This is a genomic window from Rhizobium sp. R86522 (assembly GCF_042466255.1).
GTDB lineage: Bacteria > Pseudomonadota > Alphaproteobacteria > Rhizobiales > Rhizobiaceae > Allorhizobium.
In genome coordinates this window covers 1,348,200-1,363,839 of the sequence record NZ_JAXHBX010000001.1, presented here as the reverse complement: position 1 = coordinate 1,363,839, position 15,640 = coordinate 1,348,200, and the positions used below count along the sequence as shown (strand labels likewise).

Sequence of the window (15,640 nt, the reverse complement as noted above, 5' to 3'; positions counted from 1 at the left end):
GTTTGAGCATTCAGAACCCGGTCACGGCAACGTGGCCGGGTTTTCCAATTCTGGATCAGCAAGATCCTCGCCCTGATCGACCTCGTCGAAGCGCTTGCGGATTTCCGCACCGAGCCTGCGGCCGGTCATGTGATAGCCCGAAAGCGGGAGCGCATAGGTCTCCAGCCGCTCGGGTTCATCCTCACCGAGATGGTCGATATCGATCACCCAGCGCCCTTCGACGCGCCGCTGCGCCAGTTCGACCATGGATGCCCAGGCGATCCGCCGATCGGTGCGATAGTCGATCAGCTCTTCGTTGTTGAGCTCGACAAGGGGCCGCATCGACCCTGCAATCCCTTGCCAGCCCCTTCGAAGACCGAAGAGTGAAAGCGCCAGGAGCGCGAGATAGACCAGCACCATGGGACTGGCCCAACCGCTCCCGAGCAGGCTGGCCAGCAATCCGCCGAAGGCCACGGACATGACGATTGCGGATGTCGCCGCCCAGAGGACGGCAAAGCCCCGGCGCGGATAGACGATCAGGGTGGGATATGTTGTCTCGGTCTTCATCAACGATCACCATAGGCAAGATTCGCGACGGCGAACAGAACCGGTTTGGCAGCAGCTGTCGGTCAGCGTTCGCTGGGAGCCGCTAGCGCAGCGCACCGACACTATCCCTTTGGCCATGTTGTCAAAAGTCGGGACTCAGCGTCCAATAGAATGACAGGTGTGGCGGGAGGGGCCAGCCACGCCCCCACCGGCAAGCGCGACCACCATGACTGACGTCATCCTGCCCAAAACCATCAGCGTATTTCGCGAAGGCTACGGCCTTGGCCGCCTCAAGGCGGATGCGCTGGCAGGATTGACCGTTGCCATCGTGGCCCTGCCGCTTTCCATGGCCATTGCGATCGCCTCCGGCGTGACGCCGGACCGTGGGCTTTATACTGCGATCATCGGTGGTTTCCTCGTCTCGCTTCTGGGCGGCAGCCGCCACCAGATCGGCGGACCGGCCGGTGCCTTTATCGTTCTGGTCAGCACAACTGTTGCCACCCACGGAATCGACGGCCTGCTGCTCGCAACCGCCATGGCCGGACTGATGCTGATCGCCTGCGGCCTGCTGAGGCTCGGCGACTACATCAAGTTCATCCCCTATCCGGTGACCGTCGGCTTTACGGCCGGCATTGCCGTGATCATCTTCGCAAGCCAGATCGGCGAACTGCTGGGCCTGACATTCCCCGGTGGCGAACCCGGCCCTCTGGCCGACAAACTCGAAGCAATTGTCGCCGCCCTTCCGGCCTTCTCCCCCTCAGCCGCAGCAATCGCGGCTCTCACCATTGCCATCATCCTTGTCCTGCGCCGGGTCCGGCCAACATGGCCGGGCCTGTTGATTGCGGTCGTCGTCGCCTCGCTCGCCGCTGCACTGCTGCAGTTGCCGGTCGCAACGATAGGCTCGAAGTTCGGTGGTATTCCCTCCGGCCTGCCTCTGCCGTCCCTGCCGACCATCACGCCCGAACTGGCGATCGCCGTTCTCCCGGATGCCATCGCGTTTGCGCTCCTGGGCGCGATCGAGTCGCTTCTTTCCGCAGTCGTTGCGGACGGCATGACCGGACGGCGCCATCGGTCGAACACGGAACTGCTGGCACAGGGCGTTGCCAATATCGGCTCGGCGTTCTTCGGCGGCATCTGTGTGACAGGCACGATCGCGCGCACCGCGACCAATGTGCGAGCCGGCGCCACGAGCCCCGTCTCCGGCATGTTGCATGCGGCCTTCCTGCTTGCCTTCATGCTGGTCGCCGCCCCGCTTGCCGCCTATATCCCGCTGGCAGCACTCGCGGGCGTGCTCGCCGTCGTATCCTGGAACATGGTTGAGAAATCGGCGATTGCCGCCCTCGTCCGCTCCTCGCGCGGCGAAGCACTCATCCTCGCCGTCACATTCCTGCTCGTCGTCTTCCGCGACCTGACCGAAGGCATCGTGGTCGGCTTTTCGCTGGCCGCGCTACAGTTCATCCACCACATGTCGAAGAACATTCGCGTGACCGCCGAAGGGCCGGAAAAGCCGCTTGATGCGACGGACACGGCGACCGTCACCTATCGCCTGGACGGCGCCTTCTTCTTCGGCGCCGTGGCAGCGGCCGGCGCGGTGCTCGACCGCATCGGGGACGACCATCGCAACCTTGTACTCGACTGCACCGGGATCCGCTTCGTCGACACCTCAGGCGTCAATCTACTGGCAAGCGTGATCCGCAAGGCCGTCCGCCACGGCGTCGAGGTTTATGTTGTCACGGAACGCAGCGAGTTGAAGACGATGCTGCATCATCAGGAAATCCCGGAAACGGGCGTCCACTTCGTGAAAACACTCGCAGAAGCACGCGAAACCCTCGCCAATGGCCCGGCGCAAGGTCACGACTGAACCGATCAGGCTGCGGACCTTGATTCGGCGGAAGCCGCTTCGGGGGAAGCCGCTTCGGGGGAAGTTTCTGTCGCCTGGGGATGGTGCTGGCTATCCGCAGGACAGTCCAAGCCGCCCCAGGTCACCCGGTTGCGCCCGGCCTTCTTCGAAACGTAGAGCGCCTTGTCGGCGCGCGCCAGGGCACGGGGGAAATCGAGAGGCCCGGAGGGTAGCGACGCCGCACCGATGCTGACGGTTATCGTCGGTAGCAGAACCTCATGGTGGACGATCATGCTGCTGACATGGATACGCAGAACATCCAAGAGATCCGGCTGACGCAGCACGACACTGGCCGGCAGATAGACACCGAATTCTTCGCCACCCAGACGCCCGACGATGCCAGCCTCGGGAACCTCACGTGTTAAGAGGCGGCCGAGTTGCATCAGAACCGTATCGCCTGCGGCGTGGCCGTAAGTATCGTTGACCTGCTTGAAATGATCCGCATCAACAACTGCGAGCACCGCACCTGGCGCTGAACCGCCCATATCGGCACGCGCCCGGGTGATGGCGTCGATAAACGCCCGTCTGTTGCGCAAGAGGGTCAGAGCATCGGTTTCGGAGGCGATCTTGTATCGGCGTGTGGCCCGTTCATGCACCATGGCAAAGATAGCCAATGCGGCAACCAGCCCCTGGAGGAAGAAGCCGAATGTCATGGCGCCATACCAGAATGGCGCATGCCCGGCGACGAGCTGCACCGGCTCGACGAACTGCATCGGGATACGGATGAGATAGGCGGCCCCATGCGTTCCAAAGGCGATGAGCGCGAGCATGCGAGCGGGAAGAGGTTCGCGACGCTGCCCCCGAAACAGGACCGGCATGATCAGGAACGAATAGCCCGAATAGAGGACGGAGGCGACGAAAATGCGGACGCCCAAGTCTGCGACAAATGTCGGCACGGCAAAAAGCGACAGCCAGACGATACCGCCCGCCGCCGCAACCAAACCAGCTCCCTTTCTGGTTTCGCCCTCGAAGGCAAGGCAGCCGAGCCAGATCAGGCCAAGACTGAAAATCCCAAGCCCATTGCCGAGACCAAGCGCGATGAACGGCGGGGCCAGGTCGCGAAGGCTGACCAGAATCATGCCGAGCGCACCGGCCGAGAAACCCAGCGCCCAGAAACCCAGGGCTCGGTTGTCCCGCTCATGGGTCCAGAGCAGGGTCAGAAAGCCCGACACCATGATCAGCGTTCCCGCCAGGCAAACGGTAAGCGTCGGAATGTGGAAAACTTGGGCCAAGTCGCGAACCTCAAAGAGGACTGTGACTTAGCACGCAAGGCTGAAGGAAATTGAAAAGTAATTGGTAAATCCCGATAATCTCAAACGAAAAAGGCCGGGCAAAGCCCGGCCTCGATCATCCCGTAAATGCAATCAGATCAGGCAAGTGCTGCCTCCACTGCAGCAATCGCTGCCTCGGCCTCAGCACCATCCGGACCACCGGCCTGGGCCATATCGGGACGTCCGCCGCCGCCCTTGCCGCCGAGCGCGGCAGAGGCCACGCGCACCAGATCGACGGCGCTGAAACGGTCGGTCAGGTCAGGCGTGACGGAGACCACAGCGCTCGCCTTGCCATCTTCGGCAACTGCGATCAGGACGACGACAGCGGTCGCGAGATCGGCCTTCGCCTCATCAGCCATGCCCTTCAGATCCTTGGCGTCGATGCCAGCCAGGATGCGGCCGATGAAATTGATGCCGTTCACCTGCTTCGGTGCCTCGGCACCGCCCGATGCGCCGCCACCCATGGCGAGCTTGCGCTTGGCATCCGCAAGCTCCTTCTCGAGCTTGCGGCGCTCGTCGACGAGGGCCTCGACACGGGCGACGACGTCAGTCGGCTGAACCTTGAGCGTCGAAGCGAGCGTCTTCACGCGCTCGTCCTGCTCGGCGAGATAGGCGCGCGCCGCCTCACCCGTCAGCGCTTCGATGCGGCGCACACCGGCACCCACGGCGCTTTCTCCGACCAGACGAACCAGCCCGATATCGCCGGTCGCCGACACATGCGTGCCGCCGCAAAGTTCGGTTGAGTAGGACTTGCCGGCCTTCTCGCCACGCAGCGCCGTTCCCATCGATACGACGCGAACCTCGTCGCCATACTTTTCACCGAACAGCGCCATGGCGCCCTCGGCAATCGCATCGTCAACCGCCATCAGGCGGGTGGTGACCGGTGCATTCTGGATGATGATCTCGTTTGCCATCTCCTCGACCACCTTCAGCTCGTCGGCCGAGATCGGCTTCGGATGCGAGATGTCGAAACGCAGGCGCTCGGGTGCAACGAGCGAACCCTTCTGGGCGACATGCGTGCCGAGCACCTCGCGCAGTGCCTCATGCAGAAGATGGGTAGCGGAATGGTTCGAGCGCAGCCGCGAGCGACGGGCATGATCGACGTTCAGCTGAACCGCGCCACCGGCCTTGACCACGCCGTTCTGGACGGTCGCGACATGCACGAAGACGCCCTCGCCCTTCTTCTGGGTGTCGCTAACGGCAAGCGAAAAGCCTTCGCCAACGATCTCGCCGGTATCGCCCATCTGGCCACCGGACTCCCCGTAGAACGGCGTCTGATTGACGACGATCTGCACCTCGTCACCGGCACTCGCCTGCTCGATGACCTTGCCATCCTTGACGACGGCCAGGACCTGGCCTTCGGCGGTCTCCGAGCTGTAACCCAAGAATTCGGTTGCGCCGAACTTTTCCTTGAGCTCGAACCAGACGGTCTCCTGGGCCTTGTCACCGGAGCCCGCCCAGCTGGCACGGGCTTCGGCCCTCTGGCGCTGCATGGCATCGTTGAAGCCGGTGAGGTCAACGCCGATACCCCGGCCGCGCAGCGCGTCCTGGGTCAGGTCGAGCGGGAAGCCATAGGTGTCGTAGAGCTTGAAGGCGGTCTCGCCGTCGAGGCTGTCGCCCTTGTCGAGGGTAGCCGTCGCATCGGACAGCAGCGTCAGGCCGCGCTCCAGGGTCTTGCGGAAGCGGGTTTCCTCGAGCTTGAGCGTCTCGGAGATTAACGCCTCGGCGCGCACCAGTTCCGGATAGGCGCGGCCCATCTGCTGAACGAGGACCGGCAGCAGCTTGTAGATGACCGGATCTTTCGCGCCGAGCAGCTGCGCGTGACGCATCGCACGGCGCATGATGCGGCGAAGCACGTAGCCACGACCTTCATTTGAAGGAAGCACGCCGTCAGCGATCAGGAAGGCGGACGAGCGCAAGTGGTCGGCGATGACGCGGTGGCTCGCGCGACGCTCGCCTTCGGCCTTCACACCGGTGAGATCAACGGAGGCGTCGATCAATGCGCGGAACAGGTCGATGTCGTAGTTGTCGTGTTTGCCCTGCAGGAGGGCCGCAACGCGCTCGAGACCCATGCCGGTGTCGATCGACGGCCGCGGCAGGTCGATACGCTCTTCCTTCGTCACCTGCTCATACTGCATGAAGACGAGGTTCCAGATTTCGATGAACCGGTCGCCGTCTTCTTCCGGCGAGCCCGGAGGGCCGCCCCAGATGTGGTCGCCATGATCGTAGAAGATTTCCGAGCATGGACCGCAGGGGCCGGTATCACCCATCGCCCAGAAATTGTCGCTGGTCGGGATGCGGATGATCTTGTCGTCCGAGAGGCCGGCAATCTTCTTCCAGAGGCCATGGGCCTCATCATCCGTATGGTAGACGGTGACCAGCAGGCGGTTGCGGTCGATGCCGAATTCCTTGGTGATCAGGTTCCAGGCAAGCTCGATGGCACGTTCCTTGAAGTAGTCACCGAAGGAGAAATTGCCGAGCATTTCGAAGAAGGTGTGGTGGCGCGCGGTATAGCCGACATTGTCCAGGTCGTTGTGCTTGCCGCCGGCGCGAACACATTTCTGCGCGGTCGCAGCTGTCGAGTAGGGGCGCTGCTCAAGACCCGTGAAGACGTTCTTGAACTGCACCATGCCGGCATTGGTGAACATCAGCGTCGGGTCGTTGCGCGGCACCAGCGGGCTGGAGGAAACGACCTCGTGACCGTTCGTCTTGAAGTAATCGAGAAAAGTCGACCGGATGTCGTTTACACCGCTCATGTCACGCCCTTCATTCAGGCCGGGAAGCCGGCCAATTTGCAAAATCAATGGCTTTTATCGCCCGGCTTCATCCCTGTCCAGCAGCCGAAACGAAAACCGGCCGCGTCTCGAAGGAAACGCGGCCGACACGATAGTCGAAAATGGAGGGCAGTTTACGCGTCGTCGGCAACATCACCGTCGTTGGCGTCGGGCCCGCCGTTCTGAAGGAATTTCTCCGCGATCAGTCCGGCATTCTGGCGCAGCGCCATCTCGATTTCCTGGGACACCGCAGGATTGTCGCGCAGGAAGAGCTTGGCGTTCTCACGCCCCTGGCCGAGACGCTGGCTGTTATAGGAGAACCAGGCCCCCGATTTCTCGACAATGCCCGCCTTGACGCCGAGATCGACGAGCTCACCGGTCTTGGAGACGCCTTCGCCATACATGATGTCGAATTCGACCTGTTTGAAGGGCGGCGCCATCTTGTTCTTGACGACCTTGACGCGGGTCTGGTTGCCGACGACCTCTTCGCGATCCTTGACAGCACCGATACGGCGAATGTCGAGACGCACGGAGGCGTAGAACTTCAGCGCGTTACCGCCGGTCGTCGTTTCCGGCGAGCCGAACATGACGCCGATCTTCATGCGGATCTGGTTGATGAAGATGACCATCGTCTTCGACTTGGAGATCGAGGCCGTCAGCTTGCGCAGCGCCTGGCTCATCAGGCGAGCCTGCATGCCCGGCAGGCTGTCGCCCATTTCGCCTTCGATTTCCGCACGCGGCGTCAGCGCAGCAACCGAGTCGACCACGAGCACGTCGATCGCGCCTGAGCGCACCAGCGTATCGGTGATTTCAAGTGCCTGCTCGCCGGTGTCCGGCTGCGAAATCAGGAGGTTCTGCAGATCGACGCCGAGCTTGCGGGCATAGATAGGATCAAGCGCATGTTCGGCATCGACGAAGGCGCAGATGCCGCCCTTCTTCTGCGCTTCGGCGATAGTCTGCAGCGCAAGCGTCGTCTTACCCGAGCTTTCAGGCCCGTAAATTTCAATGATGCGCCCCTTCGGCAGGCCGCCAATGCCGAGCGCGATATCGAGGCTGAGCGACCCCGTCGAGACCGTCTCGACTTCGACCACGCTCTCGTTCGCGCCGAGTTTCATGATCGAGCCCTTGCCGAACGACCGTTCGATCTGCGAGAGCGCCGCTTCCAATGCCTTGCTTTTATCCACCGATTTGTCCTCTACAAGCCGCAAAGAATTCTGTGCCATTTGATCCACCTTTAGGTTATTGAGGCCGCATAGGCAATGAAGCCGCCGATGGGGAATATGTACTCTTTTTGTTCTCATTTTGCAAGAGCAAGCCAAGCGGTTGAATCTCAATCGTTTTCGAGAGCGTGTTCGAATGATGTTCCGCGCGCCTGCACGAGTCCGCGCGTGGCGGGCGTAGCTGCTAAGTCAACGCGGCCGGGTAGCGGTTCGATTCGTGTTTCGACGATGCTGGAGGCATGCCCATGACGATCGAAATCCTGGCGATCGGCGGCGCCCATATCGACCGACGCGGCCGCATTTTTGCAGAGACGAAGCCGGGCGCCAGCAATCCCGGCCAATGGTTCGAGGAGGTGGGCGGCGGCGTGTTCAACGCGGCCTGCAATCTCTCCCGCTTGGGCCGTTCGGTCCGCCTGATTGCGCCACGCGGCGGCGATGCGGCAGGCCAGATGGTGGCGGATGCAGCCGAACGCGCCGGTCTCGACGACCAGCCCGTGATGTTCCTCGATCGCGCGACCCCGAGCTACACGGCCATCCTTGAGCGCGACGGCAATCTGGTCATCGCCCTTGCCGACATGGCACTGTATGACGCCTTTTCAGCGCGGCGGATGCGGGCGCGGTCGCTGCGCGACAGCCTGACCGAGGCAGATCATGTTCTGGCCGACGCCAACCTGCCGGCAGACACATTGACTGTACTGGCGGCGACCTGCCATGCGGCCGGCAAGGGGCTGTCGGCCATCGCGATTTCACCTGCCAAGGTGGTGAAATTCGCGCGCGCCCTGCCCTTGCTCACCCATCTTTTCATGAATGGTGCTGAGGCTGAAGCGATTGCCGGTCAGCGCCCCGAGCGGCCGGAGGACTGGCCGGACCTGTTGCGCGCCAAGGGCTTGCGCGGTGGCAGCGTCACAAGCGGCAGCGGCCTAACCGTCGTCTTCGATGAGAGCAGCGTCGCCGTGATAGAGCCGAAGCCGCTCGAGCAGATCGCCGACGTCACCGGGGCCGGCGATGCCTTCGCCGCCGGTTTCCTGCATGCCCGCCTGTCCGGCGCGAAACTGGACGAAGCGCTCCGCCATGGCACGGCAAGTGCCGCGATCACGCTCGCCTGTCCCAATGCCACCGATGAAAATCTCTCCCCGGAAAAGCTTGCACGTCAGATGGCTCTTGTCGCGCCGGCCCGTTTCCTGTCATGAGACCCTGAATTTCTAACGGAAGATCCCCCCATGACCCGTTCCATCTCGCCCCTTCTGCCCATCACCTATTCGAGCGAAGTCAGCGCCGCCAAGCAGCGCGGCGCGCCGATCGTCGCACTTGAATCGACGATCATCACCCATGGCATGCCCTATCCGGGCAATCTGCAGATGGCCCGCAGCGTCGAAGACATCGTGCGCCAGCAGGGCGCCGTGCCCGCGACCATTGCCGTCATCAAGGGCGTGCTGCATATCGGCCTGGAACCGGCAGAGCTCGAGGCGCTGGCGCAGATGGAGCATGTGATGAAGCTCTCGCGCGCCGATCTCGCCTTTGCGATCGCCGAGCGGCGCAACGGTGCGACGACCGTTGCAGCAACGATGATCGCCGCCTACCGCGCCGGTATCCATGTCTTTGCAACCGGCGGCATTGGCGGCGTGCACCGTGGCGCCGAAGAAAGCTTCGACATCTCCGCCGACCTCGAAGAACTGGCGCGCACGGCAGTGATCGTCGTTTCGGCCGGCCCGAAGGCGATCCTCGACATTCCGAAGACCTTGGAAGTTCTGGAAACGCGCGGCGTGCCCGTCGTCACCTATGACAGCGAAGACTTCCCCGCCTTCTGGTCGCGCAGCTCGGGCCTGAAGAGCCTGCTCAACCTGCAGAGCCCGGCCGCGATCGCCAATTTCCAGAAGATGCGCGACCAGCTCGGCATCGATGGCGGCATGCTGATCGCCAATCCGGTTCCGGAAGGCGACGAGATCCCGCGCGAGGAGATGGAAATCTACATCAGCCGGGCGCTTGCCAATGCCGAACGCGACGAGATCGCCGGCAAGGCAGTGACACCATACCTGCTCGACAACATCTTCCACCTGACCGGCGGTCGCTCGCTGAAGACCAATATTGCGCTGGTCGAGAACAATGCCCGCCTGGCAGCCGAGATCGCCGTCGCCATGAACGGCTGACAGCCACACATCACGTGACAAGAAAAGAACCCGCCGGAGCGATCCGGCGGGTTCTTTGTTTCAAGCACACTCCATAACTCTACAAACGCCCTCAGCCTTCGCCATCCAGCATTTCACGCACGGCGACGGCCAGCTGCTTGAGCGAGAAGGGCTTCGGCAGGAAGCCGAACTTGGCGTCGGCCGGCAGATTGCGGGCAAAGGCGTCCTCGGCATAACCCGACACGAAGATGAACTTCAGATCCGGATATTTCTTGCGCAGCTCGGTGAGCAGGGTGGGGCCGTCCATCTCGGGCATGACGACGTCGGAGACGACGATGTCTACCGCCCCGTCGAGCTCTTCCATGATGTCGAGCGCCTCGACGCCGGAGCCGGCCTCATGCACGGTATAGCCGCGCGTCTCAAGCATGCGCTTACCGCCGCGCCGAACGGCCTCCTCATCCTCGACGAGAAGAACGACGGCCGACTTGCCTGTGAGATCAGGAGCATCCTGCGCCTCAGCCTTGGCACTGGCCGTCGCAACCGTGATCGTGTCACCGCTGACGGAGGCCAGGACCTGGCCTTCGGCCACCGGCTGAACCTCGGGCACGTGGCGCGGCAGGAAGATGCGGAAAGTCGTCCCCTTGCCGACCTCGAACTCGGGATAGATGTAGCCCCCGGACTGCTTGACGATGCCGTAGACCATCGCAAGCCCGAGGCCCGTACCCTTGCCGACTTCCTTCGTCGTGAAGAAGGGCTCGAAGATCTTGTCCATGATCTCGGGCGCAATACCGGTGCCGGTATCGGCCACCTCGACCAGCACCATGTCTTCCGACGGCAGACCGCGATAACCAAAGCCTTCGGCCTGCTCGGCAGTTATGTTGTGTGTCGAAACGGTGATCGAACCGCCATCGGGCATCGCATCGCGCGCATTGACGCAGAGGTTGATGAGAACCTGCTCGAACTGCGACAGGTCTGTTTTCACCGGCCAGAGATCGCGGCCGTATTCGACCTTGAGCTTGACGTTCGTGCCCGAAATCAATCGATCGACCAGCATTCTGAGGTCGCCGATCACATCGGTGAGGTTCAACACACTCGGCCGCATTGTCTGCTTGCGCGAGAAGGCAAGCAACTGCCGCACAAGAACGGCAGCGCGGTTGGCGTTGCGTTTAATCTCCATGAGGTCGGCGAAGCTTGCATCCGACGGCCGCGCCTGCAGAAGCAGGTGGTCGGAGGACAGAAGAATGGCCGTCAGCACGTTGTTGAAGTCATGCGCGATGCCACCGGCGAGTGTTCCCACCGCGTTCATCTTCTGCGTCTGCGCCATCTGCGCCTCAAGCGCCTTCTGGTCGGTCACGTCGACGGCATAGACGATCGCCGCCTCTTCCGGCGCCTCGTCGCTCTGGTCGATCACGGCGTTCACGTAGAAGCGGAAATGCCTGCTGTCATTTGTCGGATGGCGGCTGTCGATCGGCGAGATGTCCACCTGTCGGTCCATGGCGGCGGCGAGCGCGCCCCGGAAGCCTTCACGTTCGCTCTCGTGCAGAACCACCTCGATCAGCCCGTGCCGTTCGATCTCGTCCCGCGAGATGATATCGGCAAAGAGTTTCATGAACGGGGCGTTGGTCCTCAGGATCCGGCCCTCGCCGTCGACAGAGGCGATCGCCATCGGCGTATTGTTGAAGAAGCGGGTGAAGCGCATCGAAGCGACCGAATTGGACTGGTCGCCGTTCTCGCTCTGGCTCCGCGCAAGCACGATCGACCGGCTTTCACCTGGCGCACCATCGCGGGCGGCGCGGACGCGGTGCACGAGGCGCACGGGCAGGCTCTGGCCGTTCACGCGCCTGAGATCGAGGTCGAGGGTTTCCGTGCGAGCCTGGCCCGGTTCGGCCTGCACCGAATCGATCAGCGCCATGCCTTCCCCGGCCACGAGATCCGAGATCGTCATCGAGCCCGGATTGAACTGGGTGAGATCGACACCCAGCCATTCGGCGAGCGTCGCGTTGAGATAATAGATCTCGCCCTTGCGGCCGGCGGAGAAGAAACCGGCGGGGGCATGGTCGAGATAATCGATCGCGTGCTGCAATTCCTTGAAGAAGCGCTCCTGATCGTCACGTTCGGCGGTGATGTCCGAAATCTGCCAGACATGCAGCGGCTTGCCACGTCCTTCGCCCGACAACAACCGCGCCTTCAGCCGGTACCAGTGTGCACCCGAGCCGTTGACCGTCTGATTGCCGAGCGGCTTCAGCAGCCGGAATTCCTCGTAGCTGTCGCGCCCCTCGCGAAGACCATTGGTCAGGCGGTAGAGCGCCTCGCTCGATTCCCGGTAACGCGAGAGCAGCGCTTCGAGTGTCTGCACCTCCGTTGGCTTGCGCGCGCCGGTCATCGTGCCATAGGCCACGTTGGCGAAGACAATGCGGCCTTCGCTGTCGGTAATCAGCGTGCCATCCGGCTGGCTTGCGAGGAAACGGCGCGCAAGCGTGTCGTTGTTCGACTGCGGCATGACCTCGACGAAACCGATCACCGCGGACACGATGAAGAAGATCCCCATCATCGCAAGGATGCCGAGAACGCCAAGCACAACCTGATTGTCGAGCTGGTCGCGGAAAAAGATGAAGGCGGCGGACGCCGCGATCAGGGCAAGGGCGAGCAGCAGGATGCGCAACGCCATGCCGACGCCATTACGGCGATCGACCAGCGGGCCGTCTCCATCTCGATCATACTGCTTTCGTGTCATTGATGCCTCTTGCCTAAGCGCACGGAAGATCCGACCTAGCGAGAATTGGCGCTCCCACCTGTTTATCAATATGCCGTAGCTGCAAAAAGCAAAGAAAGGGCCATACGGCTCCGCCCAGCCGCTCCCCCACAGGAATGCCGCAATCCTGGCCGATCTTGCCCGACCTTCCGCCCCCGGCGACAGGGGCGCGGTCGCACGCAAGATTGCGGAAGGGGCCGTCTTCTGCCAGAAAGCCAGTCAAAAGGAGCACGCACATGCTGGATGACCTGATCTCGGCCTATGGCAATCGTTTTCTCGTGGCGGCACTCGGCGTCAGCCTCGCTCTGCTCTGCCTGTTCATCGTGCTCTGGATTCTGCGCAACCGGGCTCCCTCGCCTTTTGTGCGTGGCGGCCGCAACCGCCAGCCCCGGCTGCAAGTGCTTGATGCCGCAGCCGTCGACACTCGCCGCAGGATCGTGCTGGTCCGCCGCGACAATGTCGAGCATCTCGTGATGATCGGTGGCCCGACCGACATCGTGATCGAAAGCGGTATCGGCGACGAACGTCCCTATCTCAGCGCAAGACCAATCCAGCCCCAGGCTTTGGCCGAGCAGCAGGATTTACCCAAACCCGCTGCTCAACCGGCGCTCGTAGCGACCGAACCGGCCGCACCGGCCATCGCATCCCCCGCTGTGGCATCGCCTGCCATTGTGGCCAATGGCGCAGCAGAAGCGCCGGCCAGACGCCCTGTGGCCGCGGAAACGCCCCGGCCCGCAACCGTTTCTCCGCCGGCCGATCCCCAGCCCGCGCCGACGCCTGTGGTCGAGCAGCGTCGTCAGCAAGCGGCACCTGTGCGCGGCCCCGAACCTGCCGTCGAGAACGTGGTGACAGCACCCCCGGTGGCAGCAGTTGCGGCCGCCGCAGCGGCCCCCATAGCGGCTGCGGCCGTGACCACCGCAAGACGCCCGGAGATTGCGCCTCCCGTTCGGGTCCAGTCGCCCGCAATGGAACCGATCGCGCGCCCTGAACCGCCTGTCGAGCCGTCAGCAACCCAGCCGACCGCAAGCCTTGAGCCGATGATGGTCGCACCTGCGCCAACCGCAACCGCTTCTGCCGCCGTCGAACAGGTCATGCGCCGCAATGAGCCGATGCTCGACAGGGGTGACAGCCCCTCGGAGGCCAAGACGAGCGGCACGCCTCCGATTGAAGCTTTCAGGGTTGAGCCGGTCGAGCCGATCATGAGGAACGAGCTTGATGCCCCTAAGGTGGAGGACATCAAGGTCGGACCGCAAGCGGCAGCGCCCACCGTCATCGATGCGCCCGCCGCAGCAGATCTGCTGGAAGCGGCACGCCAACGGGTTCTTGTGCCGGTTCAAGCGCCCGCAACCTCCCGTCTCGTGGAACCGGAACGTTTTGAACCGCAGGTCGAAAGCGAGGCTTCTGGCGTACCGGCCGAACCCGAAGCGCGAGACATGAGCGATTTCGAGCGCGTCCTCGAAGAAGAAATGGCTCTGCATCTGGCCACGGACCCGGCGCCGCAGCCGGCGCCTCAAACGCCGCAGATCCTGCCTGAAACCCGCGCCGACCGCCCGCGCCCGCCGATTGCCGCCATTTTGCCGGAAGCAAATCGCGCAACTGCCGCAACACCCAACGCCCCACAGCCGGCTCCCGAACCCAATCTGCAGAACGAGATTGCCCGGATCTTCGGCGAGATGTCGGCCAGCCGAAATCCGTGACGGGTTACGGCTCTGGCATCAAAGCATGCCGCAAAATCGAAAAGACCCGCCAATGGCGGGTCTGAACTCGTTCGGAAGATTTACCTGAGGCTTCGACCTCACTCGTCGCGATAGACCTTTTCGCGGCGCTCGTGCCGTTCCTGTGCCTCGATCGACAGCGTCGCAATCGGGCGGGCATCCAGACGCTTCAGACCGATCGGCTCACCGGTCTCTTCGCAATAGCCGTAAGTCCCGTCATCGATCCGCTGCAGTGCCGCGTCGATCTTGGAAATCAGCTTGCGCTGCCGATCACGGGCTCGAAGCTCGATGGCTCTGTCGGTTTCCGAGGAAGCCCGGTCTGCAAGATCAGGATGATTGGCGCTCTCTTCAGCCAGATGGTCGAGCGTCTCACGCGCTTCGCGCAGGATGTCGTTTTTCCAGGCGATCAGCTTTGCCCTGAAATAGGCCCGCTGATTGGCGTTCATGAACTCTTCGTCCTCCGAGAGCACATAATTGCTAAGATTGATCTTCTCACTCAACGCGATTCTCCTGAAGAACATCTCAATGGGCGGGTGTATATCCTTTCAAGGCAACCGGTTCAAGCCTTCTGACTGTTTCAAAGCCATTTTTAAATCTGTTACATTTTTCATCTAAACTTCTATTTTTTAAGCATAAATTGCTTGCATCCAGACGGCCGATACATACCCTTCCACCGCGATAGGCTGATACTGGCTTCAATGCGGCATGGTTGACGGCAAGGCACAAGAACCGGTAGGTCAATTCTCAAGCTCCATCGCATGTGGATACCTCAAGGATGACGCCCTCCATTCAGCTTCCCCAGCGCATCTATCTGCTGCGTCACGCGAAATCCGGCTGGGCCGAGCCCGGCGGTCGCGATTTCGACCGCAGCCTTTCGGATGCCGGCTTCGCCGAAGCGGAGATCCTGGCAGAAACAGCAGCCGACAGGGGCTATCGCCCAGATCTGGTGATATGTTCGACCGCCAAGCGTTGCCGACAGACGGCAGAGGCGATCAACCGCGTCTTCTCCGGCCTCGTCGAGTTTCGCCATGTAGACGCGCTCTACAATGCACCCGCCGAGGCCTATCTCGAAATCGTCAGCTCGATCCGTGGCGTCGAGGCCCTGATGCTCGTCGGCCACAACCCGGCCATTGAGGAAGTCTTTGCACGTCTGTGCGGAAACGACGTCATGGCCCGCACCGTGCCAGAGGGCTATCCGACCTCTGGCCTCGCGGTGATCGACGCCATCAGCGAGGAAGCCTATGCGCTTCGGGACTTTCTCGTCGGCTGACCAGATCAGCCGCGACGCGTAGGTCGCCTCTTTTTTGCGCTGCACGCCCCGCCTATATGTAGTGAAATGGCGTTGACGGCCGCGTGC

The 15,640-nt window shown here is 62.4% G+C and carries 11 protein-coding genes; 5 read left to right on the top strand and 6 right to left on the bottom strand.

The genetic code is table 11. The features are described 5' to 3' along the window. Window positions 1-21 precede the first annotated feature (21 nt). Complete coding sequence (locus SJY08_RS06440; RefSeq protein ID WP_377275060.1) at window positions 22-546, bottom strand: hypothetical protein; 525 nt, start codon at window positions 544-546, stop codon at window positions 22-24. 205 nt (window positions 547-751) lie between these two features. Here SJY08_RS06440 and SJY08_RS06435 point away from each other — a divergent pair, with 205 nt between their 5' ends. Further along, complete coding sequence (locus SJY08_RS06435; protein WP_377275059.1) at window positions 752-2,386, top strand: SulP family inorganic anion transporter; 1,635 nt, start codon at window positions 752-754, stop codon at window positions 2,384-2,386. A 5-nt stretch (window positions 2,387-2,391) separates the two neighbouring features. On the opposite strand, the gene SJY08_RS06430 is transcribed toward SJY08_RS06435, so the two are convergent. The 3 genes from SJY08_RS06430 to recA all read right to left on the bottom strand — a co-directional run bounded on the left by SJY08_RS06430 (window position 2,392) and on the right by recA (window position 7,693). Beyond that, complete coding sequence (locus SJY08_RS06430; protein WP_377275058.1) at window positions 2,392-3,657, bottom strand: diguanylate cyclase; 1,266 nt, start codon at window positions 3,655-3,657, stop codon at window positions 2,392-2,394. A gap of 137 nt (window positions 3,658-3,794) precedes the next feature. Continuing rightward, entirely contained in the window at window positions 3,795-6,452 is a 2,658-nt protein-coding gene (alaS, locus tag SJY08_RS06425) for an alanine--tRNA ligase (RefSeq protein ID WP_377275057.1), read from the bottom strand. Window positions 6,453-6,604: 152 nt separating this feature from the next. Next, complete coding sequence (recA, locus tag SJY08_RS06420; protein ID WP_054149777.1) at window positions 6,605-7,693, bottom strand: recombinase RecA; 1,089 nt, start codon at window positions 7,691-7,693, stop codon at window positions 6,605-6,607. A gap of 242 nt (window positions 7,694-7,935) precedes the next feature. Between recA and SJY08_RS06415 the strand changes: the two genes are divergently transcribed. Continuing rightward, window positions 7,936-8,880: a carbohydrate kinase family protein gene (locus SJY08_RS06415; protein ID WP_300889744.1), complete on the top strand. Its 945-nt coding sequence runs from the start codon at window positions 7,936-7,938 to the stop codon at window positions 8,878-8,880. Window positions 8,881-8,910: 30 nt separating this feature from the next. After that, a complete protein-coding gene (locus SJY08_RS06410) occupies window positions 8,911-9,837 on the top strand; it encodes a pseudouridine-5'-phosphate glycosidase (protein ID WP_054149779.1) in 927 nt (308 codons plus the stop codon). A 91-nt stretch (window positions 9,838-9,928) separates the two neighbouring features. Here the strand turns inward: SJY08_RS06410 and cckA are convergent, their stop codons facing one another. Next, window positions 9,929-12,550, bottom strand: a complete 2,622-nt coding sequence (cckA, locus tag SJY08_RS06405; RefSeq protein ID WP_377275056.1) for a cell cycle histidine kinase CckA — start codon at window positions 12,548-12,550, stop codon at window positions 9,929-9,931. Between the two features lie 254 nt (window positions 12,551-12,804). On the opposite strand from cckA, the gene SJY08_RS06400 reads away from it, so the two are divergent. Next, window positions 12,805-14,265, top strand: coding sequence for a flagellar biosynthetic protein FliO (locus SJY08_RS06400; RefSeq protein WP_377275055.1), 1,461 nt, complete (start codon window positions 12,805-12,807; stop codon window positions 14,263-14,265). 98 nt (window positions 14,266-14,363) lie between these two features. Here SJY08_RS06400 and dksA read toward each other — a convergent pair whose 3' ends face one another. Continuing rightward, window positions 14,364-14,783, bottom strand: a complete 420-nt coding sequence (dksA, locus tag SJY08_RS06395) for an RNA polymerase-binding protein DksA (protein ID WP_006726101.1) — start codon at window positions 14,781-14,783, stop codon at window positions 14,364-14,366. Window positions 14,784-15,058: 275 nt separating this feature from the next. Between dksA and SJY08_RS06390 the strand changes: the two genes are divergently transcribed. Next, window positions 15,059-15,553, top strand: coding sequence for a histidine phosphatase family protein (locus SJY08_RS06390; protein WP_076397573.1), 495 nt, complete (start codon window positions 15,059-15,061; stop codon window positions 15,551-15,553). Window positions 15,554-15,640: the final 87 nt, after the last annotated feature.